This is a genomic window from Saccharothrix stipae, from assembly GCF_054781895.1.
In genome coordinates this window covers 158614-183754 of the sequence record NZ_BAAGTN010000007.1, presented here as the reverse complement: position 1 = coordinate 183754, position 25141 = coordinate 158614, and the positions used below count along the sequence as shown (strand labels likewise).

Genomic DNA, 25141 nt, shown 5'->3' with positions numbered 1-25141 from the left:
CCCCGCACGACCGCACCGAGCGGTCAGCGGCGCCGAGGGCGGCCGAGCGCGGCGGGCGGGGTGTTGCCCGCGGTGGCGCCCTCGGCGTACTGCGGCGTCACGATGAAGACGAACTCGTGCACGCGGTCGGCGGCGAGCCGGTCCACCGCGTAGGACTCGCCGATGCGGATGCCGTGCCGCATGAACAGCTCCTGGTGCACCGGCACCACGGCGCCGTCGCCGTTGACCGGGTTGCCCATCACTTCGAGCGCCCACGTGTCGCCGCCGACGATGGCGGGCCGGGACCGGGCCAGCCAGCGGGCCTCGCGCAGGTAGATGCCGGGCAGCCCGCGTGCGCCCTCCCACCGGGCGATGTCGGCCGGGTCGCGCCGGGCCAGCAGCTGGTTCCAGCCGGTGTGGAACAGCACGACGTCACCCGGCTCCAGGCGGTCGATCCCGCCGAAGGCCATGGCGTCGCGGATGTCCTCGACGGTGATGCGGTAGTTCTCGCGCAGCAGCGGCCGGCCGTTGCTCGCGGGCTCGGCCAGGTCCTCGACGCGGTCGCGGGCGAGCTTCACCCCGAGCACGTCCAGCAGCACACCGCGGGTGACCACCGGACCCATGTGCTCGGCGCCCAGCCGGACGGTGCCGTGGCCGCGGGCGATGTCCCGGCCGCGCAGGCCGTTGTAGAACAGGTCGGCCGCGCCGACGTGGTTGAGGTTGTCCAGCTGGCTGCCGATCTGGTAGGTCGTGGCGAGCGGCACCGGGTGCTTGGGCGAGAGCTCCGCCTCGAACCGCTCCTCGTGCACGCTGACCCGGTTGGGGCCGAACGGCTCCACCCCGCCCAGGATGCCGCCCTGCTCGGCGAAACCGGGCGGCGGCGGGTAGCCCCAGATGGCGAGGCGCTGTTCGTGGGTGCGGCGCGGATCGGTCCTGACCGCGGGGAAGCCGTTCCACATCAGCTCGCCGAGGTTGTAGGTGGTCACCTCGCGGTGGGCGCGGAGCAGGCCGAGTGCGGCGGCGGTCTTGGCCGGCGTCACCTCGTTGAGCGTGCCCCGCTGGTCCTCGGGGCCGTACCGGCTCGGCGCCCAGTCGGCCAGGTTCGCCGGGTCGGCGTAGTCGAACAGCGTGTCGTCCAGTCTTCCGGCACCGGCAGTAGCGGTATCGGCGGCGGCGGGTGCGGCGCCCACCAGACCGGCGGCGCCGGCGGCGCCCACGATCTTGAGCACGTCACGGCGGCCGAGGTGGTGCCTGGCCAGGTAGTTGCGCAGCAGGTCGGGGTTCACGCGACGGCTCCTTCGGCACGGGGGCAACCCACGATCACTACCGGACGTCAGCCGAACACCGCAACGGTCGTCACCTCGACACCGCAGTCCAAGAGCACGGCAGGATTGCCCGTTGGTCCGTTCGGGCACACAACGTCGGTGACTACGACTCGTGAGCCGCAGCACGCGGTGGTAGCCGTCGAGAAGTTCGCGGTGCGCAGCGCGGTGTCCTTGCTCGCCGCGAGCACCGCCGGGATCGCGTTCGCGGTGGTGATGATGTCGGTGTGGTCGGGCTGGGCACCCGTGCGCGACGTCGACCAGGCGATCACCGCGCACCTGACGGGGTGGGCGGACGGCTCGGGCACCGTGGTCGCCGTGCTGCACGCGATCACGCGGCTCGGCGACACCGCCACGCTCACCGGCGTGACCACCCTGGCGGCGATGTGGCTCCTGCTGCGCCGCCGCCCGTGGGTGGCGGCGCACGTCCTCGTCACCGTGATCGGTGGCGGCCTGCTCGGCGTGGTGGTGAAGGAGCTGGTCGGGCGGTTGCGACCGCTGGTGGACGTGGAGGTGGCCACGGCCTCGGGCTGGAGCTTCCCGAGCGGTCACACGGTGGGCGCCACCGTCACCTACGGCGTGCTGCTGCTGGTGTTCACCTCCGCACAACGCGCGCGACGGGCACGACGCGCGCTGACCGCCCTGGTCGTCGTGACCGTGCTCGCGGTCGGGTTCACCAGGGTGGCGCTCGGCGTGCACTACGCCACCGACGTGCTCGGCGGCTGGCTGCTCGGCCTGCTGTGGCTGGCCCTCACCACCGAGGTGTTCCGCCGGTGGCGGCGCGACGAGGGGTTGCCCGACGTGCCGCTGTCCCGCGGTCTGGCGCCGGAGGCGGCGGACGACCTGCGACCGGTGTCCGGCCGCCGGGTGCGCCTGCCGCACGACGCCTGGCTCACCGCGGCCAGGTTGCTGGTGGCCTGGGGCTTGCTGCTGGGCGTGCTGTTCGCGGTCGGCTCGTGGCTCACCGCCGCCGGACCGGACGTGCCGATGGCCTGGGACCGCGCCGTCGTCGAGTGGTTCGCGCGCCACCGCACCCCCGGCCGGGACGCGGTGATGGAGGCGGTGGGCACCTTCAGCGGCACCGGGCCGGTGATCGCGGCCGCGGTGGTCGTCTGCGTGGCGGCGATGGCCACGACGCGTTCCTTGCGGCCCGTGCTGCTCGTCGTGCTGGGGATGCTGGGCGAGATCACCCTGTTCCTGATCACCACCGCGATCGTCGACCGCGCCCGGCCGGCCGCCAAGCTCCCCGACGACCTGCCGCCCACGTCCAGCTTCCCCTCCGGTCACGTCGCGGCGTCGCTGGTGCTCGGCACGGCGGTGGCCGTGCTGGTCGTGCGCGGCACGGCGAAGTGGTGGCGCGTGCCGGTGGCGGCGATCGCCCTGGCCGTCCCGCTGGCGGTGGCCGGGCAACGGCTCTACTCAGGGGTCCACTACCCCACCGACGTCCTCGGCAGCTTCCTGCTGGCCCTGGCCTGGATCACCGCCGCGTACCACGCCACTCTCGGCGACGCGTCGCGCGCCGTTCGAAAGCCATTCGAAGTCGAATTCAATCGAATGGCGTCGAACGCAGAAAGAAGATGAGCATTCCAGCCGACCTTCCGCCTCGTCTGGAATACCCGAGGCCATGTCCATTGCCTGCGGAAACTCTTCACGAAAAACAATTCCGCTGCTACGGTTCGATTCCTGGGAGCGTTCCCAGACAAATCCGCCGCCGTCTGTTCCGATCTCCGAGCAGGGAGCCGAAGATGCCACTGAAGTCATCACCAGGCCCGACCAGGGGACGGCGGCCACGTCGCGGACTCGCGGCGACGGCGGCGTTCGCGTTCGCCGCGGCCATGGCGCTGGGCGCGGGCCCCGCCGCGGCCGACGACGTGACCGCCGCCGCGCGCGTGGACAACCCCTACGCCGGCGCGTCGGTCTACGTGAACCCCGACTGGTCCGCGAAGGCGCGCGCCGACGGCGGATCCGCCATCGCCAACCAGCCGACGTTCGTCTGGCTCGACCGGATCGCCGCGATCAACGGCGTGAACGGCGCCCGCGGCCTGCGCGCGCACCTGGACAACGCGCTGAGCCAGGCGGCCGGGCGCACGATGGTCGTCCAGTTCGTCATCTACAACCTGCCCGGCCGCGACTGCGCGGCGCTCGCGTCCAACGGTGAGCTCGGTCCCGACGACCTGCCCCGCTACAAGACCGAGTACATCGACCGGATCGCCGCGATCATGGGCGAGTCGAAGTACGCGAGCCTGCGCATCGCGACGATCATCGAGATCGACTCGCTGCCCAACCTGGTGACGAACGTCGGCAGCCGGCCGACCGCCACCGCGATGTGCGACCGGATGCTCCAGAACGGCAACTACGTCAACGGCGTCGGGTACGCGTTGGCGAAGCTCGGCGCGATCGGCAACGTCTACAACTACATCGACGCCGCCCACCACGGCTGGATCGGGTGGGACGACAACTTCGGCACCTCCGCGACGTTGTTCGCCCAGGCCGCCCGCGCTTCGGGCAGCACGGTCGACAACGTCACCGGATTCATCGCGAACACGGCGAACTACGGCGTCCTGCGCGAAGACCACTTCACCATCAACGACACGGTGAACGGCACTTCCGTGCGCCAGTCGAAGTGGGTGGACTGGAACCGGTACGTGGACGAGTTGTCGTTCGCCCAGGCGTTCCGCACCCAATTGATCAGCGCCGGGTTCCCGTCGAACATCGGCATGCTGATCGACACCTCGCGCAACGGGTGGGGAGGCTCGCAGCGCCCGACCGCCAAGGGACCGACGACGAGCGTCGACGCGTACGTCAACGGTGGCCGGTACGACCGCCGCATCCACCTCGGCAACTGGTGCAACCAGTCCGGGGCGGGCATCGGCGAGCGGCCCAGGGCGAACCCGGCCTCGGGCATCGACGCCTACGTGTGGGCCAAGCCGCCGGGCGAGTCCGACGGGGCGAGCCGCGAGATCCCGAACAACGAGGGCAAGGGCTTCGACCGGATGTGCGACCCCACCTACGGGGGCAACGCCCGCAACGGCAACAACATGTCCGGCGCGCTGGCCAACGCGCCGCTGTCCGGCCACTGGTTCTCCGCCCAGTTCCGCCAGCTGCTGGCCAACGCCCATCCGCGCCTCTGACGACGTGGGGGCACGGCGGGCGAAGACCACCTGAGCCCGGGCCGGCGGGGTCCGCCATCGGCGGACCCCGCCGGTCGTAGGTCACCGGGAGACGCCTGTCGGCGTCGGTTCAAGCCGCCCAACGGCCGGCCGCCGCGAGCACGTGCGGGGTGAGCGCGTCGGCGATGAGCTCGTAGCCCGCGGGCGAGGGGTGGAAGCGGTCCGCGGCGAACAGGCCGGGGTCACCCGCGAACCGGTCGAACAGCTGCGCCCCGACGGCCGCGACCACCCCGCCCGCACGGATCACCGCCTCGGCCTGCGCACGGGCGTAGAGACCGCTGGCCTGCGACACGAACGCCCGGTAAGCGGGTGGCACGTGCGAGACGACACCGAGGTCCGGCGCCGTGGCCACCACCACCTGCCCGCCTGCCCGGCGCAGCTCGGCCACGGCGTCGTGCAGCAGGCCCGCACCCGTCGCGGGCGGCGTGAACGACGTCAGGTCGTTCGCCCCGATCACGATCAGCGCGAGGTCGACACCCGTCGGCACGGCGGCGCGCACCTGGGCCGCCAGCGCGGTGGACCGCGCGCCCGACACCGCGTGCACCCCGAGGTCCACCCGGTGCCCTTCCGAACGCAGCACCGCGGTCAGCCGCGCACCGAGGGTCTCCTCGACCCGGGTGCACCCCACACCGACCGCGAGCGAATCACCGAGAACGCGAAAGCGGAGTTGTCCGGTCATCACAGAGCACAACGCCCGAACCCGCCCCCGTGCTCCCGCACCGCGCCGGATCACTCGAAAGCGCGCCGGAACGACCCGGGCAGACCCGCCCGGGCGCACCCGAAGACCGGAACGGACACGTGGCGAGGCGTCGGGAGGGGCGGCACCTCCCGACGCGCACGCCCTACCGCGTGATCTTGTACGCGCGGATCACGGTGTGCTCGAAGGTGTTGCCCTCACGGTCCGAGCCGGAGGCCCGCAACGACGCGTAGCCGGGCGCGGCCGGGTGCCGCACCAGCGCCGCACCGCCCGCGACCGGCACCACCCGCCACGTCTTGCCGTCGTCGAACGACACCTCGACCCGGACCCGGTCCACCTCGCTGTTGTCCGCGCCGTCCTGCTGCTCCACGGTCAGCGGCACGCTCAGCAGCCGACCGGCGGGCGCGGCGCCGGCGGCGTCGAGCTCCGGGGTGAACCGCACCACTGACATCGGCAGCCGGCGGCCGTGGCCGTCGGGCAGGACGTCCGTCCGGAACGTCCACGCACCGCTGATCCGCGTGCTCAGCTCCCAGGCCGCCGGATCGCGCACCATCTCGTGCTCCACCCGGTACCCGGCCTCGCCCGCTGGCACCGAGAACTCGCCCCACTGGTCCCGCACCAGGCCGACCAGCCGCCCGTCGCGGTACAGCGACGTGCGCGCCGACTCGTAGTTGCCCCGGCCGAGGTTGCCGTCGCGGTCGTTGAGCAGCGGCACCTGCGACGTCACCCGGTCCTCGTGGATGCCCAGGTAGGTGGCCGAGTACCCGGACAGGCCGGGCCCGCGCACGGGGAACGCGAACCACTCCGCGTAGTCGCCGCCCGTCTGGTACCGGCGGTTGAACGAGGAGTAGTCGGCCTCGGTCCGGTACTGGGGCGACAGCCGCTGGTAGGACCAGCCCCAGGTGAGCTGGTCGGCCGTGACGAGGTCGACCACCGCGCCGCCCGCGGGCACGGGCAGCATCACCGACCAGCCGCCCGAGCCGTCCGGCGGGTTGGCGTTGCCGCTGTGCAGGTGTTGGCGGTCGGCCGGGCCGGGTGCGAACGTGGTCCGCACCTCGGTCAACTCCTCCCTGGTGGGCGCGCGGCTGAACCCGGTGGGCACCCCGCCCGGCTGGTACCAGCGGAACCGGTAGTGCGTCGGCGTCCCGTCGACCGGCGGGGTCTGGAACTGCGCCCCGATCGAGGAGGACAGCTCCTGCTCGGGCAGCTCCGGTCCGACCTGGCCGACCGACATGTTCCCGAAGCCGCCGATGAACGCGGTGTTGAGCACCACGCGCCGGCCGTTGAGCACCCGGGAGACGTTGATGTCGCCGATCATCATCGTGGCGCTCGGATCGGGCGCGGCGACGTGGATCGGCTCGGCCGCGCGGGCGTCGAAGGTGAACCGGGTGTGGTCGGCGTCGATGGTGAGGCTGGGCCGGGCCAGCACGGCGGCGCGGGCGTCCGTGCGCACGAACCCGCGGGCCAGGTACTCGCCCTTGGGCACGCGCGTGGTGATGCCGGTGCCGCCGTACAGGTCCCGGTAGACGTCGTTGTTCATGCCGACGAGCGCGGTCATGTGGTCCAGCGCCGGGTTGCCGTCGGCATCGACGTACTCGACCGCCACGTCGTAGCTCTCGACCTCGCGGGCGAGGCTGACCGGGACGCGCGTCGGCCCGCCGGCCAGGACGCCGGAGAAGAGGCCGTCGACACCGCCGACCCTGGTGTCCGCGGTGACCGTCACGGAGGTCGTGCCGCCCGCGGGCACGGTCACCCGCGCCGGGTCGACCGTGACCAGGCCCTCGGGCGCGGCGCGGCCGTCCGGCCCGCGCAGGTCGGCGGCGAGGTCGAAGGTGACGGCCTCGGCACCCGCGTTGCGGTAGGTGACGGTCTTGGCGACCGGGGCGTCGTCGTGGTGCGGCCAGCGCTGCTCTTCGTAGGCGAGGCCGACCGGATCGGCGGTGACGGTGGCGGTGATCGCGCGCGTCAGGTCCACCCGGCCGGTGCCCTGGTCGAACACGTTCAAGCCCGGGTTCGGCTTGGCGGAGGCCATGAGTGCGGCCTTGAGCTGGGCGCCGGTCCAGTCGGGGTGCTGCTGGGCGAGCAGGGCGGCGGCGCCTGCGACGTGCGGGGTGGCCATCGAGGTGCCCGACAGGGCCAGGTGCCGCCGGCCGACCGGGGTGCCGATCCTGGCGTCGGCGGCCTTGGCCGCGACGATGTTCAGGCCGGGCGCGGTGATGTCCGGCTTCACCGCGCCGTCGCCGTTGCGCGGGCCGCGGCTGGAGAAGTGGGCCAGGTCGTCGTCGTGCCGCACGGCGCCGACGGTGAGCGCGGCGTCGGCGCTGCCCGGCGACTGGATCGACTTGGGCCGCCCCGAGTTGCCCGCCGCGACGACGAACAGGGTGCCGGTCTGCTCCGACAGCCGGTTGACCGCCTCCTCCAGCGGGTCCACGCCGGGCGAGTCGTAGCCGCCGAGGCTGAGGTTGACCACGTCGGCGCCCTCGTCGACGGCCCACTGCATGCCGGCCATGACCCAGGACTCGGGGCAGCCGCCGTTCGCGCAGACCTTGCCGTCGAGGATCCGGGCGTCCGGTGCGACGCCCCGGTAGGTCCGGTGGCCACTGGCGATGGTGGCGGCGACGTGCGTGCCGTGGCCGTCGAGGTCGGTGTTGTCCGGGTCCTCGGTGAAGTTGCGCTCGGCGACCTCCTTGCCCCTCAGGTCGGGGTGGTCGCCGTCGACGCCGCTGTCGAGCACGGCGATCCGGGTGCCCTTGCCGGTGAGGCCCGCCCGCCACGCGGTGGGCGCGCCGATCTGGGCGGTCGACCGGTCGAGGGCGGGCCGGAGCACGCCGTCGAGCCACACCTTGGTCACGCCGGGGTCGGCGAGCAGGTCACGGAACGCGGCGCCGGCGTCGCCCTTGGGCGCTTGCGCGGCCACGGCACCGGGCAGTGCCCGGGCGGATCGCAGGCCGGTGGTGGGCGTGCCGGTGACGATGAGCGGCACGTGGTCGCTGCGGGCGTCGTCGTAGCCCGCCTCGACCAGGCCGGTGACGTCGAACAGCCGCGGGTCGAGCCGGCCCGCGGCGATGCCCCCGGCGGCGTCCTCGGGGACGACGTGCAGCCGCCCGTCCCGGTGGGACGAGTGGAAGGTGATCGCGTCGCGGCCGGGGCCCGGGTGGAACGCGCCGACCGCCGCGCCGGTCACCACGACCCGGTCGCCGGTGATCAGGGTGACGGTCCGCGGTTGGGCGCCCGCCTGCGCGGGCTCCGCGCCGGTCTGGGCCGGCTCCGCGCTCGCCTGCGCGGGCTTCGCACCGGTCTGGGCGGGCTCCGCGCCGGCCACCCCCGTGGTCGGCGCGGCGACGAGCCCGAGCGCCAGGACGACGGCGCCCCAGGCCTTACCGCGCTTTCGTGGTCTGAACACAAATCCTCCCGAAGCCGGTGGTGCGCGCTGGATCGCGCGGTCGGGAGGCGCCGCAGACCCGCGGTGGCGGTGAACCGGAAGTGACGACAGTCCCCCCAACGGCCTCGACGCTATCCACCCGTGGGGGTGAGGTCAGCGTCCCTTGGAGGGCTGTTCGGCCACCCGAAAGCACCACCGGGCGTCGCTCGGGGTGCCAGTCGGGGGCAGTTCACCCGCCTGGTGGCTCGGCGAGCCGCTACCGTGCTGACGACGTGACCGCCTCCACCGGAACCGCGCCCGCCCGACCGCCCGGCACGCTGATCCGCGCCCACCCGCTCCGGCCCCGGTTCCGGCCGGACCACGCGGCGGCGGCGTACCGCGTGTTCTACCAGGGCGTCGGCCACGACGGCCGCGGCCGCCTCGTCACGGGATCGGTGTTCGTCCCCGACGGCACGCCACCCGCCGCCGGCTGGCCCGTGGTCAGCTACGCCCACGGCACCACGGGCCTGTCCGACCGCACCGCGCCGTCCCGCACCGGCCTGCTCCGCTGGGAACGCGCGCACATCGCGGCGTGGCTCGCCGCCGGTTACGCCGTCACCGCGACGGACTACGAGGGCCTGGCCACGCCGGGTCCGCACCCGTACTTCAACGGCGAGGCGGTGTCCGACGACGTGATCGACATCGTCCGCGCCGCCCGGCAGCTCGACCACCCGCTCGACCGCCGCTGGCTCGTCGCGGGCTTCTCCCAAGGCGGCCACGCCGCCCTGTTCACCGCCATGGTCGCGACGACCTACGCGCCGGAACTGGACTTCCTCGGCACGGTCGCGCTCGCGCCACCCGTCCACCTGGCGCGCGTCGTCGCCGCCTGCACCAGCGACGCGGCCGCGGCCGTGTGCGCGATCGTGCCGATCGTCCTGGCGGGCATGCGCACCCGGTACCCGGACTTCGCCCACGGCTTCCTCACCGAACGCGGCACCGCCCTGGTGGACCTGGCCGCGCGGGCGACCCTCGTGGAGATGTTCCGCGCCACCAAGGCGATCACCAACGACGAGACCGGCATGACCGACCTGACCCGCCACCCGCACGTGACCCGGGTGCTCGACGAGTGCCGCGTCCCGGTCACCCGGCTGGACCGGCCGCTGTTCCTGGCCGCCGCGGGCCGGGACGAGGTCGTGCCGCCGGCCGTGATCCACGACTTCGCCGCGGACGTGACCACGGCCGGCAGCACCGTCCACCTGACCACCTACCCGGACGCCGACCACGGCACGATCCTGGCCGCCGCCCACCCGGACACGACCGCGTGGGCGGCCGCGATCACCGGCCACTCCCCCGCCCCGGTCGCGCGCGCACCGCGCTTCGACCTGCTGGACGCCACCGACGACGGCTACCTGCAACGCGACGACTACGAGGCCTTCGCCCTGCGCCTGGTCCAGTCGTTCGGCCACCCGCCGCGCTCGCCCGCCGCGATGGCGGTCCGCTCCGCCTACCGCGCCCTCTGGCGCGCCATCGCGACCGAGTCCGACCTGGACCGGGACGGCCGGGTCGGCAAGCCCGAGTTCCTCGCCTGGGCGGGCCGCACCACCCACACCGCGTTCGACCGGACCCTCCGGCCCCTGGCGGCAGCCGTGCTGGCGCTGGTCGACACCGACGGCACCGGTGTGCTCGAACGCGACGAGTTCGTGACCCTGATGACCCGGTGCGGCCTGCCCGAGGACGAGTCCCGCGCCCTCTTCGAACGCCTGGACACCGACCGGCGCGGCACCGTCGAGGCGGCCGAGGTGGTCGAGGCGACCAGGGACTTCTGCCTCGACCCCGCCCCGGACAAACCCGGACACTGGCTCTTCGGCCGGTTCTGACCACCGCCCGCGACCGCGGTTCGCGGGCGAATCGCCGGATTACCAGCTGGTCGTTGTCAGCTCGTCACGGAAAAGCTGTTGGACCGGAAGTCCATGCCGCCGGAGGACGACGTGATCTCGAATCCGAATTGCACGTCGTTCAGCGTCACGTCGCCGTACCAGCCGCGCTGACCGATCCAGCGCAGCACCGCGAGCACGTCCACCGTCCCGGCGTCGGTGTTGCTCGTGCGGACGAACGAGAACACCTGGTTCGACCCGTTGGAACCGCGGTGCACGTCCCAGGTGTGACCGCCCACCGACACCGTGGTCTCCCGCGCGCCGATGGGGCCGACCGCGCCCTGCTTGTTGACCCAGATCATGATCTCGTACGCGTGGTTGTCGGCCCAGATGTCGTACGCGGTGGCGTAGGCGCCGCTGCCGGGCCTCGTCACGTTGAACGAGCTGGACAACCGGCTCAGCGAGCTCAGCTTCCGGCCGATGTTGCGCGCCGAGTGCGGGTAGGACTTCACGCCGCCGGTGTTCGGGTGGTTCGCCCACACACCCCAGTTGCCGTAGGAGTTCGCCCAGATCGACTGCGGCCCCGCGCCGCCGCCCCAGACGTTGTTGCGGACCGTGTACCCGCCGTTCGACCAGGTGCCCCACTTGTCGCTGGAGGACCACGTGGCGGCGTGCGCCGCCCCCGCGTTCCCGACCAGGAGACCGACGAGCGCGACCACCACCGCGGCCGACCGCATCCGGTGCGCCATGTGACCACTCTTTTCCGGGCGTCGTTGCCCATTCCGGCGCGCCGTGCCGGTCCGGCACAAAAGCGCGCGAGTCCAGGTGTTACGACGGCGGAGCCGAACTGTCGCACGCGAATCACGGCGGGTCAACCGGAGAATGGCGATTCGAAGAATTCGAAGGTGGTTCGACGGATTCGTTCGACGAATTCGTTCGATGGTGACCGGGCTCACGTGGCGGCCGGTGGGAGGGTGACCGGGTGGCGACGACCCTCGGAGACGACGAAGGGAAAGGAGGGTATCCGCTCCTTTCCCTCTTCAACATATAGCGCACCCGGGGGCTTGCGGCAAGACCCGGGTGGTGCCGCAGTATTGCCCGGTCGAGGCTGGAGGGGGTCCGCCGGGAGGACTTGACAAGGGGCGGACAATAAAAAGTCGGCGTGCGCTCCACATCCACCTGGAGAACCCGCCGAATCTAAATCGATTTTAAACGCTGTGAGGGGCCTGTGTCAACTCAGGGGTACGAAGACGAATTGCGGTCCGAGCGCAACTACGTGGCCGGGCTCTACACGCGGCTCGACGCCGAGCGCACGCGCGTGCGGCGCGAGTACGACGCGGCCTTGCGCGGGAACGGCGGCACGCCCCTGGAGCGCGACGACGAGGTGCGCGCGTTGGCCAGGGAGGGCAAGCGGCTGGACGTCGCGGACAACGGGCTGTGCTTCGGCCGGTTGGACACCCTGTCGGGCGACCACTCCTACATCGGTCGCATCGGCCTCTTCGACGGCGGGAACGACTACGAGCCGGTGCTGCTGGACTGGCGCGCACCCGCGTCACGCGCGTTCTACACCGCCACCGGCGCGAACCCGGAGAACATGCGCCGACGCCGCCAGTTCCACACCCGCGGCCGTCGGGTGGTCGAGTTCACCGACGAGGTGCTCGGTCGCCCCGACGGCGCCGAAGGGGGTGACGCGGCCCTGCTCGCGGCGGTCAACGCGCCGCGCGGCGAGGGGATGCGCGACATCGTGGCGACCATCCAGGCCGAGCAGGACCGGATCATCCGGCTCGAACACCCCGGCGTGCTGGTGATCGAGGGCGGCCCGGGCACCGGGAAGACCGTGGTGGCGCTGCACCGCGTGGCGTACCTGCTCTACACCCAGCGGGAGCGGATGGAACGCCACGGCGTGCTCGTGGTCGGGCCCAACCCGGCGTTCCTGAACCACATCGGCCGGGTGCTGCCGTCGCTGGGCGAGTCCGACGTGGTGTTCATGACGCCCGGCGACCTCGTGCCCGGCCTGCACGTCACCGCCGACGACACGCCCGAAGCCGCGCGGCTCAAGGGCTCGCTGAAGATCCTCGACGTGCTGGCGGCGGCGGTCGCCGACCGGCAGCGGCTGCCGGCGCACCCGTTGCCGATCGAACTGGCCGACGTCTCCGACATCACGGTGCGGATCGACGCCGAGACCGCGCGGTGGGCCCGGGACGAGGCGCGGTCGAGCGGGCTACCGCACAACGACGCCCGCGCGGTGTTCACGGAGATCATCACGTACGTGCTCACCGAACGGGCGATCGCCCGGATCGGCCGCGGCTGGCTGACCAGGGACGACCGGGACGCGTGGGAGCAGATGCGGGGTGACCTGCTCAAGGAGCTCGCGAGCAACGAGGCGTTCACCGCCGCGCTGGACGAGCTCTGGCCGGTGCTGACACCCCAGACCCTGTTGGCATCGCTGTACGAGTCGCCGGAGCGGCTGCGCGCGGCGGGCGCCGACCAGGCGTTGTGGCGGGCCGACGGCGAGGCCTGGACGGTCTCGGACGTCCCCCTGCTGGACGAGCTGGTCGACCTGCTCGGCGCCGACAAGTCGGGCGAACGGGCCGCCGAGCGGGAGCGGAAGGCCGAGGCCGAGTACGCCGCGGGCGTGATGGACATCCTCCAGGTCGACCGCCAGGACATGATGGACGACGAGGACCACCTGCTCGCCCAGGACCTGCTCTACGCCGAGGACCTGGCCGACCGGTTCGTCGAGCACGACACCCGTGAGCTCGTCGAACGCGCCGCCGCGGACCGGGACTGGACCTACCGGCACGTGGTGGTGGACGAGGCGCAGGAACTGTCCGAGATGGACTGGCGGGTGCTGATGCGGCGCTGCCCGGGCCGCTCGTTCACGGTGGTCGGCGACCTCGCCCAGCGCCGGTCGGCGGCCGGTGCGACGTCGTGGGACGCGATGCTGGAGCGGTACGTGCCGGGCCGCTGGGTCTACCGGTCGCTGTCGGTGAACTACCGCACCCCGGCGGAGATCATGACCGTGGCCGCCGCGCTGCTCGCCGAGTTCGCGCCCGACGTCCGGCCACCGGAGTCGGTGCGCGCCTGCGGCGTGCGGCCGTGGTCGAGGCGGGTCACCGGGGACGGGCTGGCCGCCGCCATCGAGGAGTTCACCCGGGACGAAGCCGGCCGGCCGGGCACCAGCGTGGTGATCGGCCCACCGGGCGTGCCGGGCACCGTGCCGCCGTCGGAGACCAAGGGTTTGGAGTACGACGCGGTCCTGGTGGTGGAACCGGAACGGATCCTCGCCGACGGCCCGCGCGGCGCGGCCGAGCTCTACGTCGCGCTGACCAGGGCCACCCAACGCCTCGGCGTCCTGCACCGGGACGCGTTGCCGACGGCCCTGGCCGGCCTGGCCGCAACGGCGACCACCGCCCACGCCGGGTAGTGCGACGCCCCGGCCCGGGGACGTCGGTCAGGAGCCCGGAGCGGTACTCGCCGAGGGCGACCGGACGGCGTGAGGACGTGGTCGACGCTCCGGTCGACCACGTCCCGCGGGCGCGTCAGTCCTCGTCCGGCACCACCTTGCCGATGGCGGTGGTGGCCAGTGCGGTCGCGTTGCCCTTGACGTTCGCGACCTCGGTCTGGTTGGCGTACACGACGGAGTAGACGACGTTGCGGTAGCGGACCACGATCTCGGCCGACCAGTCGGTCTTGTCCCGCTGCACGAGCAGGGCGTCGTCGGCGTCCTCCACGTGCACCGCGACCCCGCCGCGCACCCGGCTCTCCAGGTGCTCCTCCGCCCGGTCCACACCGGACTTCGTCCGGTCGGCGTGGTAGACGTAGCTGGTGACGATCAGGTACGCCCCGCGGACCTCGTCCTCGGCCAGGCGGCCGCTGTTGTTCCAGTTGCACTGACCCTGGTCGTAGGACTCCCGGACACCGGGGTTGGCCGAGCCCACCTCGTAGTTCATCCGGCCGGGGATGTACGGGGCCACCTCCGCCTCGTCGAACATCGCGCAGCCGATCGGGGCCTTCTCCAGGTCCTGGGAGGTGTCCACGGTGGGCCGCGCGTCGGCGGAGTCGTCGAGCCTGAACACCACCCAGTACCCGCCGAACCCCAAGCCGAGCAGGAGGACGATGACCACCGCCGCGATCAGCGGACCCTTCCCCCCGCGCCGGGGTGGCGGTCCCGGCGGTGCGAGGTGCGGTCCCGGCGGCGGGAAGTGCGGTGCCTGCGGCGGGAAGTGCGGTCCGGGGGGCGGGAAGTGCGGTCCCTGCGGAGAGAAGTTCGGGTGGTGCCGCGGTTGCGCGTGGTGCCGGGGGTGCGTGCCCGGCGCCGGGAACCGTTGTGGCGCACCGGGGTGGGTCATCGGGCCTCCTCGGCCAAGGCCTTCGGGTACCGCATCGAGCTGGAACACCCGCGCTTTCGTGGCGATCTACCGGCACACCCGGGAGCGTGACGTGCCCGCGCCTACCCCACGAAGACGCGGTGTGCGGACGACTCCCGAGCTGGATCCGCGATCGATGCATCGCGCCCGGTGGACACCCTACGAGCGCGGCGGGCCGCCCGGTGTCCGGTGAACACCCGACAGCGACCGCGCCCCCCGGATCCCCTGGTGGACGGCGGTGATCCCGGAATTGTCGGTGGTCCTCGATAGCGTGCGACCAGTTGCCGTGAAGGGGGATCCAACGCATGTCTGCCACCACGTACCTGGAGCTGTCCGAGGCGGACGGCGGCGCGCACAAGTTCTACGAGGTGCGCGTCGACGACACCGAGGTCACCATCACCTACGGGCGCATCGGTGAACAGGGCCAGGTCAGGAGCGCGACCTTCGCCGACCACGCGAAGGCGCTCAAGGCGGCCGAGAAGAAGATCGGCGAGAAGGTGCGCAAGGGTTACGCCCCCGCCGTCAAGGGGGTGCGCGGGCGCCGGGCGGTGAGCCGGCGGCAGATCGTCAGCACCCGCTCGACCGCCCACCAGGCGCCGGTGCTGTGGCGTTTCGCCTCCGGCGCCCCGGCGTTCGGCATCTTCATCGGCGAGGACCAGGCCTGGGTCGGCAACGAGAACGGTGACGTCTACACCCTCACCCACGACGGCCGGGTCACCGGGCGGTTCGGCCTGCCCGACGCCGTCAAGTGCATCGTGGCCGACGACTTCTGGATCTACGCGGGGTGTGACGACGGCCAGGTGTACGACCTCGGCGCCAAGGTGCCGCGGGTGGCCTACGAGATCGCCGACGACGTCGACATCTACTGGCTCGACATCCACGACGGCGTGCTCGGCGTGTCCGACCGCGAGGGCCGGGTGACCGTGGTGGACCACGAGGACGAGTTCCAGTGGTCGCGCCCCGCCACCGGCGACAGCGCCTGGATGGTCCGCTGCTCGGCGGAAGGGGTCTTCCACGGCCACTCCCGCGGCGTCACGCACTACACCGACCGCGGTCACCAGGTGTGGCACGCCGACACCGTCGGGCAGGTGCTGTTCGGCTGGCAGGAGCGCACCGCGGTCTTCGCGGGCACCAGCCGGGGCCGGGTGCACCGGTTCGCCAAGGCGGACGGGCGGGAGACGGGCACCTACCGCTGCGACGCGGCCGTGTTCTCCTGCGCGACCTCGCCCGACGGCGAGTTCGTCTTCGCGGGCGACAACCAGTCCTCGGTGTACTGCTTCGCCGCCGACGGGACCCGGCTGTGGAAGCTCGCCACGGGGTGCGGCTCGGCGTTCTCCATGCAGTACCGCGACGAGCGGCTCTACCTGGTGACCACGGACGGTTCGCTGGCGTGCCTCGACGCGAGTCCGGCCGCCGTGCGCGCGGCCGAGCAGGGGCAGCTCCCGCCGCGCCAGGACATCAAGGCGGGCAGCATCGACCGCGTCGAGGCCACCGCCGAGGTCGAGGTCGTCTCGCACGTCGACCCCGGCGCGGGCGTCGTCGTGGAGTGCGTCCAGGAGGGCGGCCGGATCAGGGTGCACGTCGTCTCGGACGGCTACGACCGCACGTGGGGCGTGCAGTTCCCGAAGCACATCCGCGTACCCGGCGCCCGGTACCTGGTCACGGAGGTGCTCACCTCGGCGGGCGGGTCGTTCTACCGCACCCGCGGCGAGATCAAGCGCATCCGCTGAGCACTCCGGAAAGAGCGCCGACAGCGACGTCACCGCCCGCGCGAGCATGGGCGCGGGCCGGTGGTGACGTTGGCGAGGCCCGTGGCACGGACTACCTCGCCGCCCGGTCGTCCGGCGCGAGCACGACGGTGAAGTGGCGGACGTGCTCGTCGACGTCGTCCAGGACATCCCGGGCGGCCGGGGAGACGTGCGCCGTCCCGTGGGCGTCGCCGGCGAAGTCGCGGATGGCGTCCAAGGACTCGAACAGCGTGAGGGAGACGAACTCGACGCCGGTCTCGTGGTCGCGCCGCAGGAGGTAGGCGCCGCGGAACCCCGCCACCGCCGCCAAGGCGTCGAGGGGGAAGAGGTGCTGGTAGGCGTCGGCGTGGTGGCGGTGCTCGGTTCGGGCGCTCCAGAGTCGAGCGATCATGCGGCGATCCCTTCCGGTCGACTGGCACTGGCACTGGCACTGGCCAGGGTGCGGTCGACCGACCGTCCGGGCTTGAACGTGTGTGATCACCAGCCGCGCAGGACGGCGCGGACCCGGCCGGGCGGGCTGCCCAGTTCCGCGCGCAGGGTGCGGGTGAGGTGGGCGTGGTCGGCGAAGCCGAGGTCGGCGGCCAGGTCGGCCAGGTTCGTCCGGCCCTCGTCGATGGCGTCCAGCGCGGCACGCACCCGCACCCCGGTCCGGAACGCCGTGAGGGTCGTGCCGGTCACGGCGCGGAACACGCGGGACAGGTGCGGGCGGGACACCCCGAGTTCGGCGGCGAGCGCCCCGAACGTCGGCCCGGCCGGATCGGCGGCCAACCGCGCACGCGCCGCGTCGGCCAGCCGGCGGTGCGACGGCAACCCGCCGCGCGGCGGCCGGGGGAGTCCGAACAGCCGGTCGGCGAGCGTGAGCACGCGCTCGGTGAGCTCGAACTCGTCGGCGCCCTGCCGGGCACGCGCGAGCAGCGTGCGGTGCGCGAGGTCGACCGCCGCGCTCGTCATCAGCGGCCGCGCGGTCGGCCCGCCGGGCAACGCCTGATCGGCCAACGCCCCGTCGAGGCTGATCACCGTGCACGCGTCCGCGGCGTCGGGCCGGTGCGCGATCGCGTGCTCCGCACCGGCCGGCCGGACGTAGGCCACGAGCGGGTCGACCAGTCCCGTCCACCCCGGCAGCCGCACCCGGAACAGCCCACGCCGCACGAAGACGACCCGGTGCTCGGACACCGCCTCGGGCGGCCACCACACCGGGGTGCGCGCCACGATCCGCAGGTCGTCGACGGCGAAGCCGGTCCCGGTGGCGACCCGCAGCGTCGTGCGCAACGCCCTACCGCCCGCGCTTCGGGCCGGCGTCGTCGGCGAAGTGGCGCAGGAGCATCCCGATCAGCGCGGTCACGTCCGCGTCGACCATCGGCGCGCCGGTCATGCCCATCCGGTGCAGCAGGGTTCCGACGGTGATGTCGATGATCAGCAGGACCCGGTCCTCGGGCTCGCCGAGCGCGTCCCGCAGCGCGCGCAGGTACGGGTCCTGCAACCGCTTGGACAGGATCTCGCGCAGGGCCGGATCGCTCATCGCGTCCACGAAGACACCCGCGAACGCCGCACCCACCCCCGGCTCGGCGATCCGGGCCGCGCCCCAGCGGACGGCGGCGGAGATGTCCTCCGCCCGGCTGACGCCCTTGAGCGGCAGCGGGCCGAACGTGTCGATCAGGCAGTCCGTGATCAGCGCGCCCTTCGACGGCCAGCGACGGTAGATCGTCGTCTTGGCGACGCCCGCCTCGGCCGCGATGCGATCCATCGTCGCGCCCGCGTAGCCCAGCTCGTGCACGGTGCTCAGGGTCGCCGCGAAGACCACGGCGTCGATGCCCGCGCGCGGACGTCCCGGCGGCCTGCCGGACGGGGTCGCTCGGGTCATGGTCACACGATAGCCAATTGCGCTACGATCGGTATCGCTACTACCGGTAGCGAAATCAAAGACCGAGGAGGAGCCATGGGGGACGTCACGGGCGTCGAGCGCCCACCGCTGGGCATCCGGTTGCTGCACGCCGTGATGGGCGAGCCGGACTGGTCGGCGATGACGACCGAGGAGTTGGTCGCCCACCGCGACGCGGTCAACCGCAAGCGGGCGTCCCGGACGGCCCGGGTGATCACCGGGTTCCCGGATCGCGGCGCCCGGATCCGGTGGCAGGAGGTGGCGCTACCCGGTCGCGGGCTGCGGGTCCGGGTGCACCGGCCGTCGACCGCGCGCGGCGACCTGCCGCTCGTCGTCCACGTGCACGGCGGCGCGTTCGTGGGCACGGCGGCGCAGAGCGACTGGGTCAACAGCCACCTCGCGGCACGGCTGCCGGCGGTCGTCGTGTCGGTCGAGCACCGCCTCCTGGATCCGGTGACGCCGCTGCCGGCGGCCGTCGACGACGGTTGGGACGTGCTGCGGCACGTGGTGCGGCACGCCGGTGACTGGGGTGTCGACCCGGCGCGGATCGCGGTCTTCGGCGAGAGCAACGGCGGGCTGATCACCGCGCTGGTCGCGCTGCGGGCCAGGGGATCCGGCCTGCCGCTGCGGGCGCAGGTGCTGGTCAACCCCGCCGTCGACCTGACCGGGTCGGCGTTCGACCACCCCTCGATGACGCGGTACGCCCACAGTCCGACCCTGACCGCGACCCAGGTCGAGCTGTACCGGCGACTGGCCGTTCCGCCCGGGTCGGATCCCCGTGCCGTGTCGCCGCTGCACGCCGACGACCTGAGCGGGCTGGCGCCGGCGCTCGTGGTGGTGCCCACCCTGGACCCGCTGGCCGACCACGGCCGCCGTTACGCCGAACGACTGCGCGAGTCGGGCACGCCGGTCCGCCTCACCGAACACCCCGGGGCGACGCACGGCTTCGTCAGCATGCCGGGCGTGGTGCGACAGGCCAGGGCCGCGCGGGCGGAGATCGCGGGTTTCCTCCGGGAGCACCTCCTGACGACGACGTCGGGCACCCGGGCGGCTTGCGCTCGGCCGCCCGGACAGGTGTAGTGGAAAGCGCTTTCACACCCGTCGCCGCCACCGGAGCCGCCGCCACCAGACCCGACCGACCACACCCGACTGCGGAGAGGGCCGGTAAATGCCGGCCCTCCCCCAGGCGTGGTTTCGACTATCACGTCTCAATAATTCATCGGCGAGCACAAAGAGGTCGAACCGGACTCCGCCCATACGAGATGCGACCATTGACGTTGGCGCGAGCCGAACGCAACTATTTCGCCGAGTAAATCCACCCGGTGGTCACCGCCGCACCACCTCAGGCGAAAGGCACGGACATGACATTGTCGTCATGCGGTGCGCTGGCCGTCACGGTCGGGGTGCTCGCCGCGCTCACGTCGGCCGCACCGCCGGCTCAGGCCGCCACCGTCGACACCACGGCCACGTACGCGGTGGTCGCCCGGCACAGCGGCAAGGCGATGCAGGTGCAGTCGACCGCCGACGGCGGCGCCGTCGTGCAGGCGACGAGAACCGATTCCTCTGCGCAGCAATTCCAGTTCGTGGATTCCGGCGGCGGGTACTACCGGCTGAAATCGCGGCACAGCGGGAAGGTCGTGGGTATCGCCTCGTCGTCCACGGCCAACGGCGCGAACGTGGTGCAGTGGACCGACACCAATGGCGCCGAGCAGCAGTTCGGCCTCACCGACACCGACGGTGGTCACGTCCGGTTCGTCAACCGCAACAGCGGCAAGGCGTTGGACGTCTGGGAGCGGTCGACCGCCGACGGCGCGCGGATCTCGCAGTACGACGTCAACGGCGGCACCAACCAGCAGTGGCAGCTGGTGCGGTTGGGCGGCGGCACGCCGGGCGGCAACGGCGCGCCAACCGACCCCAACGTCAAGTACTTCGGCCGGTGGAACACCGCCGACCCCACGGCGTACGTCTCGGAGTGGGCGGGCGCCTACGTGGTGGTGGGCTTCACCGGTCGGACGGTGAAGCTCAAGCAGCGCAACGCGATCGACTTCTTCGTCAGCATCGACGGCGGCCCGGACGTGTCCTACGTCAACCGCAGCGGGACGGTGAACCTGACCCCGACGCCGTTGGCGGCGGGCAACCACACCCTGCGGGTGTCCTACCGGCCGATCGCCGGCTCCTACCGGGGTGACGCGGTCTACCGGGGCGTGGAGCTGGACCCCGGCGCGGGCACGTTCGCCCCGCCCGTCCCCGCGAAGCTGGTCGAGTTCGTCGGCGACTCCATCACGGTCGGGCAGCAGTCGTCCAAGCAGGCGTTGACGGCCTACGGCTGGCTGGTCGGCGAGCGGCTGGGCGTGGGTCACACCCAGATCGCGGTGGGTGGCGCGTGCCTGGTGTCCGCGGCCGACGGGTGCATCGGCATGAGCGACCGGTTCCTGCGCACCGGGTTGCAGGCCAACGCGGCCGACTGGGACTTCTCCCGCTACCGCGCGGACGTCGTGGTGATCAACCTCGGCACCAACGACGTCGGCCACAACGTGACCGGCTCGCAGTTCCAGGCCGCCTACGTCACGCTGATCCAGCGCGCCCGGCAGAAGTACCCGACCGCCACGGTCCTGGCGTTGCAGACCTTCCGCAAGCGCTTCATCCCCGAAACGCAGGCGGCCGTGCGGATCGTCAACGACCCGAAGGTCAGGTTCGTCGACACCACCGGGTGGATCGTCGAGGCCACCGACACCACCGACAACGTGCACCCCAACGACCAGGGCCACCGCAAGATCGCCGACCGCCTCGCGCCGATCCTGACGACCGCCCTCACCGGCTGAGCCGACACCACCCCACTCCCCCGCCGCACGTCCGGGTCCGGCACCGCGCCCGGACGTGCCGCGGTGCCGTGCCCTGCTCACGAACCCGCAGCAAGGAGCGACCACCATGCCTCCTGGAAACGCCGTCCTGCGTTCGGCGCTCGCCGTGACGCTCACCGCGGGCGCCTGGACCGCCCTCGCCACCGCCCCGGCGCAGGCGGCGCCGGCCGGTTGCACCGGCACCGGCCCCATCACCTGCCGCTACGACGTGGCGCCCGGCCACTACGACGTGACCGTGCGACTGGGCGCCACCACCCGCTCGGCCAACACCGGCATCACCGCCGAGGCGCGGCGCCGGGTGCTCGGCGCCGTCGACACCGGCGCCGGTCAGCTCACCGAACGGGTGATCACCGTCAACGTGCGACAGCCGGAGGGGCAACCCACCGGCCAGGGCGGCACCGGCACACCCGGGCTGACCCTCGTGTTCGACGGTCGGGCACCGGCGGTCGAGGCCGTCGCGCTCAGGCAGGTCAGGCCGCCCGCCCTGTTCCTGGTCGGCGACTCCACCGTGTGCGACCAGCCGGTCGCCCCCTACGCCGGCTGGGGCCAAGCCCTGCCCCGCCTGCTGCGCGAGGGCTTGTCGGTGGCCAACTACGGCGACTCCGGCGAGAGCTCCGGCTCCGTGCTGTCGAACGCGGCGCTGTTCCCCGCCGTGCGGTCGCAGACCCGTGCCGGTGACACCGTGATGATCCAGGTCGGCCACAACGACAAGCGCACCACCGCCACCACGTTCCGCGCCAACCTCACCCGGATGGTCCGCGACGTCCGCGCGGCGGGCGGCGCACCCGTGCTGGTGACACCACCCGTCCGCCGGCTGCTCGACTCGAACGGCCGCCTCACCGGCACCGCGCGCCACGTCAACGAGCTCGGCGTGAACCTGCCCAACGAGATGAAGACCGTCGCACGGACCGAGGGCGCACCCCTGATCGACCTCACCGCGTCGTCCGCCGCCCTGGTCGAGCAACTCGGCGCGTCGGCCTCCGAGAGGCTGTTCCTGACCAGGGAGAAGGGCGACAACACCCACTTCTCCGACTACGGCGCGGCCGCCATGTCCAACCTCGTGCTCACCGAGGCGGTCCGGCTCGGGGTCATCCGGTCGACGCAGGTCCGCTGACGTCACGAAGTCCACCGAAACGACATGGAGGATCAATGAGGATCTCTGCACGGAGCCGGGTCTTGGCGGTCGTGGTGGCCGTCTGCGCCGCGACGGCGACCCTGGTGACACCGGCGCAAGCCGCCCCCGCCCCCGCCCGCTGCGCCGCCGAGCAGGCCGCCGGCCCGGGGACCGCCGCCGCACCGTTCAAGGTGTGGCTGGCCGGTGACTCCACCATGGCCAACGGCAACAGCACGTGCCCGGTCGGCTGGGGCCGGGAGTTCGACCGGCTCTTCAACGACGACGTCACCGTCGTCAACAACGCCGTGGGCGGCCGCAGCATCCAGACCTGGCTGTACGAGTCGAACGTCAAGAGCACCAAGGATGCCACCGGCGAGTGCGTGGTCAGCCCCCGCACCTACGCCTCCCGCTGGGCCGGGATGCTCTCCTCGACCAGCGGCATGAAGGCGGGCGACTGGCTCGTCATCCAGTTCGGCATCAACGACGGCGACCGCAACTGCCCCCGCCACGTCGGCACCGCCCGCTACCGCCAACTCCTCGCCACGATGGCGCGCGAAGCCAAGGCCCGGGGGGTCAAGCCCGTCTACGTCACCCCCGTCGCGGCCATCCGCTGCTCCGGCTCCACCGCCGTCGGCAACCGCGGCTTCGTGCAGGAGACGATCGCCCAGGGCCAAGCCGACCAGGTGCCGGTCATCGACCTGCACCAGCGCAGCGTCAACCTCTACAACTCGCTGCGCCTGTGCCCCAACGACGGCAACTACGGCCAGGGCGCGGTCGGCGCGTTCTTCTGCAACGACCACACCCACTTCGAGGCAGCCGGCGCCGCCCGCATCGCCGAGGTGGTCGCCAGGGCACTGCGGGAGCAGGGCATCGGCCTCGCCGCCTCCCTGCGCTAGGACGGGCACGGACCGGGGTGCGCCCGCAAGCACCCCGGTCCTCCGTTCAGGTATTCGCCCAGCGCCACACCACGGCCCCGCTGCGATGGTGGATGCGAGCGGAACGCGGAGCAGGGCTCGAAGCGGCCGGGGGCGCCGGAGCACCGGTCGGTCACTCGTCCGGTGCCGGGTGTGCCGCCGCCTTGGCGTAGCGGTGGGCCAGGCGGGCGAAGGCGTCCTTGAGCTCGGCCGGTCCCACGACCTCGATGTCGGCGTCGAACCTGCCCATGGCGGTGGCCAGGGCGGGCCACGACCACGAGCCCGCGGTGAGCCGGCAGCGGTCCGGGCCGAGTGGCTCGACCACCCCGTCCTCGGCGTACGGCGCCACCTGCGCGGCGGGCAGGTCGAGGATCACCTCGCCGCGGCACGGTCGACCGCCGGGGTCGTCGGACCCGGAGAACCTTGCGGCGACGAAGCCGGCCACGTCACCTCCGGGCAGTGCCCGCGGAGTGAAGCGGGGGCCGGTGGGCGTGCGCGGGGTGATCCGGTCGACGCGGAACGTGCGCCAGTCGTCGCGGTCGAGGTCCCAGGCGACGAGGTACCACCGACCGCCCCTGGTCACGACGTGGTGCGGCGCCACTCGGCGCGGTGGCGTCGCGGCGGGGTCGGCCACCGCCGCGGCGGCGGCGTAGTCGAAGCGCAGCACTTCGCGGGCGTGGACGGCGCCGCTGATCGCGAGCAGCACGCCGCTGTCGACCGGCGGTGCGGCGGACCGTTCGACGGCGGTCACCTGGACGGTGTCGACGCGGTGGCGCAGCCGCGCGGGCATGACCTGCCGGACGGTGGTCAGCGCCCGTGCCGCGGCTTCCCCGATGCCGGCGCCGGTGGTGGCGGTCCGGAGGGCCACGGCCAGGGCGACGGCCTGGTCGTCGTCGAACAGCAGCGGCGGCAGTTGCGTGCCAGCGCCGAGCCGGTAGCCCCCGTCCGGGCCTTTCACGGTCACGACGGGGTAGCCCAGCTCGCGCAGGCGGTCGACGTCGCGGCGCACCGTGCGCGGGCTGACCTCCAGCCGTCCGGCCAACAACGCCCCCGGCCAGTCCCGGCGCGCCTGCAACAGCGACAGCAGCGACAGCAGTCGCGCTGAGGTCTTCGGCATGGTCCTCATCCTGCCCGAAGAAGAGGACACACCCTGGCCGCTTCCCCTGCGAACGTGGGCCACATCAGCCAACCGGCACGAGTCAGGGAGCGATCTTGTCCGTCACGACCACGACCCACCTGAACTTCCGCGGCGACGCGCACGCGGCGCTGGAGTTCTACCGATCGGTGTTCGGCGGCCACCTCGCCGTCGTCACGTACTCCGACGCCGGGAACGTCGAGGAGGAGGCCGATGCCGACAAGGTGATGTGGGGCCAGGTGCTCGCCGAGAACGGCTTCCACGTCATGGCCTACGACGTGCCGTCGCGGCTGGCACACGACCCGGGTGAGAACTCGTTCTTCGTCTCCCTGCGCGGCGAGACCGTCGACGAGGTCACCGGGTACTGGGAGTCGCTCTCCGACGGTGCGACCGTAGTCATCCCGATGGGCCCGGCGGGCTGGGCTCCCGCTTACGGGATGCTGCGTGACCGCTTCGGCGTCGTCTGGGTCGTCGACGTCGTCAGCGGGCACAACGGCTGACGCACGTCGCCGCGGGTGGGCGGGAGCACGGTCTCGTCCACCCGCGGCCGGTCCGGGCAGCCGGTGGCGATCGTACGTTCGTCCATTATGGATGGATGGTCTCGTCCCCGGGACGAACGAGGTCCAGCAATCCCGTTCGAGGGCACAGTAAGCCACGGGCGACGCCCGGTGGAAGTACCTGGTGGGCCACGGGTCCGAGGAGCTAAGGTGCCCGCGC

Annotated in this window: 18 protein-coding genes and 1 pseudogene; 10 read left to right on the top strand and 9 right to left on the bottom strand. The window is 72.6% G+C overall.

Annotated features, from left to right (window positions below; translation table 11 throughout):
- Nucleotides 1-23 precede the first annotated feature (23 nt).
- Nucleotides 24-1265, bottom strand: coding sequence for a cyclase family protein (locus ACYVLT_RS13585; RefSeq protein WP_461120516.1), 1242 nt, complete (start codon nt 1263-1265; stop codon nt 24-26).
- A gap of 138 nt (nt 1266-1403) precedes the next feature.
- On the opposite strand from ACYVLT_RS13585, the gene ACYVLT_RS13580 reads away from it, so the two are divergent.
- Nucleotides 1404-2882, top strand: a complete 1479-nt coding sequence (locus tag ACYVLT_RS13580; RefSeq protein WP_461120515.1) for a phosphatase PAP2 family protein — start codon at nt 1404-1406, stop codon at nt 2880-2882.
- A 164-nt stretch (nt 2883-3046) separates the two neighbouring features.
- Nucleotides 3047-4432 carry a glycoside hydrolase family 6 protein gene (locus ACYVLT_RS13575; RefSeq protein ID WP_461120514.1) on the top strand — a complete coding sequence of 462 codons (1386 nt, stop codon included), beginning with the start codon at nt 3047-3049 and terminating at the stop codon, nt 4430-4432.
- A gap of 109 nt (nt 4433-4541) precedes the next feature.
- Here the strand turns inward: ACYVLT_RS13575 and ACYVLT_RS13570 are convergent, their stop codons facing one another.
- Entirely contained in the window at nt 4542-5150 is a 609-nt protein-coding gene (locus ACYVLT_RS13570; protein ID WP_461120513.1) for an SGNH/GDSL hydrolase family protein, read from the bottom strand.
- 2032 nt (nt 5151-7182) lie between these two features.
- Nucleotides 7183-7995, bottom strand: a pseudogene (locus ACYVLT_RS13565) (S8 family serine peptidase); the annotation flags it as partial.
- Between the two features lie 827 nt (nt 7996-8822).
- Here ACYVLT_RS13565 and ACYVLT_RS13560 point away from each other — a divergent pair.
- On the top strand, nt 8823-10406 hold the full coding sequence (locus tag ACYVLT_RS13560) for a lipase family protein (RefSeq protein ID WP_461120512.1): 1584 nt from the start codon (nt 8823-8825) through the stop codon (nt 10404-10406).
- Between the two features lie 56 nt (nt 10407-10462).
- On the opposite strand, the gene ACYVLT_RS13555 is transcribed toward ACYVLT_RS13560, so the two are convergent.
- Nucleotides 10463-11140 carry a glycoside hydrolase family 12 protein gene (locus tag ACYVLT_RS13555; RefSeq protein ID WP_461121119.1) on the bottom strand — a complete coding sequence of 226 codons (678 nt, stop codon included), beginning with the start codon at nt 11138-11140 and terminating at the stop codon, nt 10463-10465.
- Between the two features lie 491 nt (nt 11141-11631).
- On the opposite strand from ACYVLT_RS13555, the gene helR reads away from it, so the two are divergent.
- The gene (gene helR, locus ACYVLT_RS13550) at nt 11632-13830 is read left to right on the top strand and encodes an RNA polymerase recycling motor ATPase HelR (RefSeq protein ID WP_461120511.1); all 2199 of its coding nucleotides are present in this window, start codon (nt 11632-11634) and stop codon (nt 13828-13830) included.
- Nucleotides 13831-13945: 115 nt separating this feature from the next.
- Here the strand turns inward: helR and ACYVLT_RS13545 are convergent, their stop codons facing one another.
- Nucleotides 13946-14755 carry a hypothetical protein gene (locus ACYVLT_RS13545; protein WP_461120510.1) on the bottom strand — a complete coding sequence of 270 codons (810 nt, stop codon included), beginning with the start codon at nt 14753-14755 and terminating at the stop codon, nt 13946-13948.
- A gap of 323 nt (nt 14756-15078) precedes the next feature.
- Here ACYVLT_RS13545 and ACYVLT_RS13540 point away from each other — a divergent pair, with 323 nt between their 5' ends.
- Nucleotides 15079-16503: a WGR domain-containing protein gene (locus tag ACYVLT_RS13540; RefSeq protein ID WP_461120509.1), complete on the top strand. Its 1425-nt coding sequence runs from the start codon at nt 15079-15081 to the stop codon at nt 16501-16503.
- A gap of 91 nt (nt 16504-16594) precedes the next feature.
- Here the strand turns inward: ACYVLT_RS13540 and ACYVLT_RS13535 are convergent, their stop codons facing one another.
- The 3 genes from ACYVLT_RS13535 to ACYVLT_RS13525 all read right to left on the bottom strand — a co-directional run bounded on the left by ACYVLT_RS13535 (nt 16595) and on the right by ACYVLT_RS13525 (nt 18382).
- Complete coding sequence (locus ACYVLT_RS13535; RefSeq protein ID WP_461120508.1) at nt 16595-16912, bottom strand: antibiotic biosynthesis monooxygenase family protein; 318 nt, start codon at nt 16910-16912, stop codon at nt 16595-16597.
- Between the two features lie 86 nt (nt 16913-16998).
- The gene (locus ACYVLT_RS13530) at nt 16999-17790 is read right to left on the bottom strand and encodes a helix-turn-helix domain-containing protein (protein WP_461120507.1); all 792 of its coding nucleotides are present in this window, start codon (nt 17788-17790) and stop codon (nt 16999-17001) included.
- Nucleotides 17791-17794: 4 nt separating this feature from the next.
- Nucleotides 17795-18382, bottom strand: a complete 588-nt coding sequence (locus tag ACYVLT_RS13525) for a TetR/AcrR family transcriptional regulator (RefSeq protein WP_461120506.1) — start codon at nt 18380-18382, stop codon at nt 17795-17797.
- Nucleotides 18383-18457: 75 nt separating this feature from the next.
- Between ACYVLT_RS13525 and ACYVLT_RS13520 the strand changes: the two genes are divergently transcribed.
- The 4 genes from ACYVLT_RS13520 (at nt 18458) to ACYVLT_RS13505 (ending at nt 23271) form a co-directional block, all read left to right on the top strand.
- Nucleotides 18458-19480: an alpha/beta hydrolase gene (locus ACYVLT_RS13520; protein ID WP_461120505.1), complete on the top strand. Its 1023-nt coding sequence runs from the start codon at nt 18458-18460 to the stop codon at nt 19478-19480.
- A gap of 281 nt (nt 19481-19761) precedes the next feature.
- Nucleotides 19762-21222, top strand: coding sequence for an RICIN domain-containing protein (locus ACYVLT_RS13515; RefSeq protein ID WP_461120504.1), 1461 nt, complete (start codon nt 19762-19764; stop codon nt 21220-21222).
- 106 nt (nt 21223-21328) lie between these two features.
- The gene (locus tag ACYVLT_RS13510; protein WP_461120503.1) at nt 21329-22375 is read left to right on the top strand and encodes a rhamnogalacturonan acetylesterase; all 1047 of its coding nucleotides are present in this window, start codon (nt 21329-21331) and stop codon (nt 22373-22375) included.
- 35 nt (nt 22376-22410) lie between these two features.
- On the top strand, nt 22411-23271 hold the full coding sequence (locus ACYVLT_RS13505) for an SGNH/GDSL hydrolase family protein (RefSeq protein ID WP_461120502.1): 861 nt from the start codon (nt 22411-22413) through the stop codon (nt 23269-23271).
- A 151-nt stretch (nt 23272-23422) separates the two neighbouring features.
- On the opposite strand, the gene ACYVLT_RS13500 is transcribed toward ACYVLT_RS13505, so the two are convergent.
- Nucleotides 23423-24406: a helix-turn-helix transcriptional regulator gene (locus tag ACYVLT_RS13500; RefSeq protein ID WP_461120501.1), complete on the bottom strand. Its 984-nt coding sequence runs from the start codon at nt 24404-24406 to the stop codon at nt 23423-23425.
- Nucleotides 24407-24501: 95 nt separating this feature from the next.
- Here ACYVLT_RS13500 and ACYVLT_RS13495 point away from each other — a divergent pair, with 95 nt between their 5' ends.
- Nucleotides 24502-24924: a VOC family protein gene (locus ACYVLT_RS13495; RefSeq protein WP_461120500.1), complete on the top strand. Its 423-nt coding sequence runs from the start codon at nt 24502-24504 to the stop codon at nt 24922-24924.
- Nucleotides 24925-25141: the final 217 nt, after the last annotated feature.

Excerpts from the sequence above, each read along its gene's own strand:
- ACYVLT_RS13525 (WP_461120506.1), bottom strand. The coding sequence starts at position 18,382 with ATGACCCGAGCGACCCCGTCCGGCAGGCCGCCGGGACGTCCGCGCGCG.
- ACYVLT_RS13545 (WP_461120510.1), bottom strand. The coding sequence starts at position 14,755 with ATGACCCACCCCGGTGCGCCACAACGGTTCCCGGCGCCGGGCACGCAC.
- ACYVLT_RS13500 (WP_461120501.1), bottom strand. The coding sequence starts at position 24,406 with ATGCCGAAGACCTCAGCGCGACTGCTGTCGCTGCTGTCGCTGTTGCAG.
- ACYVLT_RS13505 (WP_461120502.1), top strand. The coding sequence starts at position 22,411 with ATGAGGATCTCTGCACGGAGCCGGGTCTTGGCGGTCGTGGTGGCCGTC.
- ACYVLT_RS13515 (WP_461120504.1), top strand. The coding sequence starts at position 19,762 with ATGACATTGTCGTCATGCGGTGCGCTGGCCGTCACGGTCGGGGTGCTC.
- ACYVLT_RS13510 (WP_461120503.1), top strand. The coding sequence starts at position 21,329 with ATGCCTCCTGGAAACGCCGTCCTGCGTTCGGCGCTCGCCGTGACGCTC.
- ACYVLT_RS13520 (WP_461120505.1), top strand. The coding sequence starts at position 18,458 with ATGGGGGACGTCACGGGCGTCGAGCGCCCACCGCTGGGCATCCGGTTG.
- ACYVLT_RS13535 (WP_461120508.1), bottom strand. The coding sequence starts at position 16,912 with ATGATCGCTCGACTCTGGAGCGCCCGAACCGAGCACCGCCACCACGCC.
- ACYVLT_RS13555 (WP_461121119.1), bottom strand. The coding sequence starts at position 11,140 with ATGCGGTCGGCCGCGGTGGTGGTCGCGCTCGTCGGTCTCCTGGTCGGG.
- ACYVLT_RS13570 (WP_461120513.1), bottom strand. The coding sequence starts at position 5,150 with ATGACCGGACAACTCCGCTTTCGCGTTCTCGGTGATTCGCTCGCGGTC.
- ACYVLT_RS13575 (WP_461120514.1), top strand. The coding sequence starts at position 3,047 with ATGCCACTGAAGTCATCACCAGGCCCGACCAGGGGACGGCGGCCACGT.
- ACYVLT_RS13540 (WP_461120509.1), top strand. The coding sequence starts at position 15,079 with ATGTCTGCCACCACGTACCTGGAGCTGTCCGAGGCGGACGGCGGCGCG.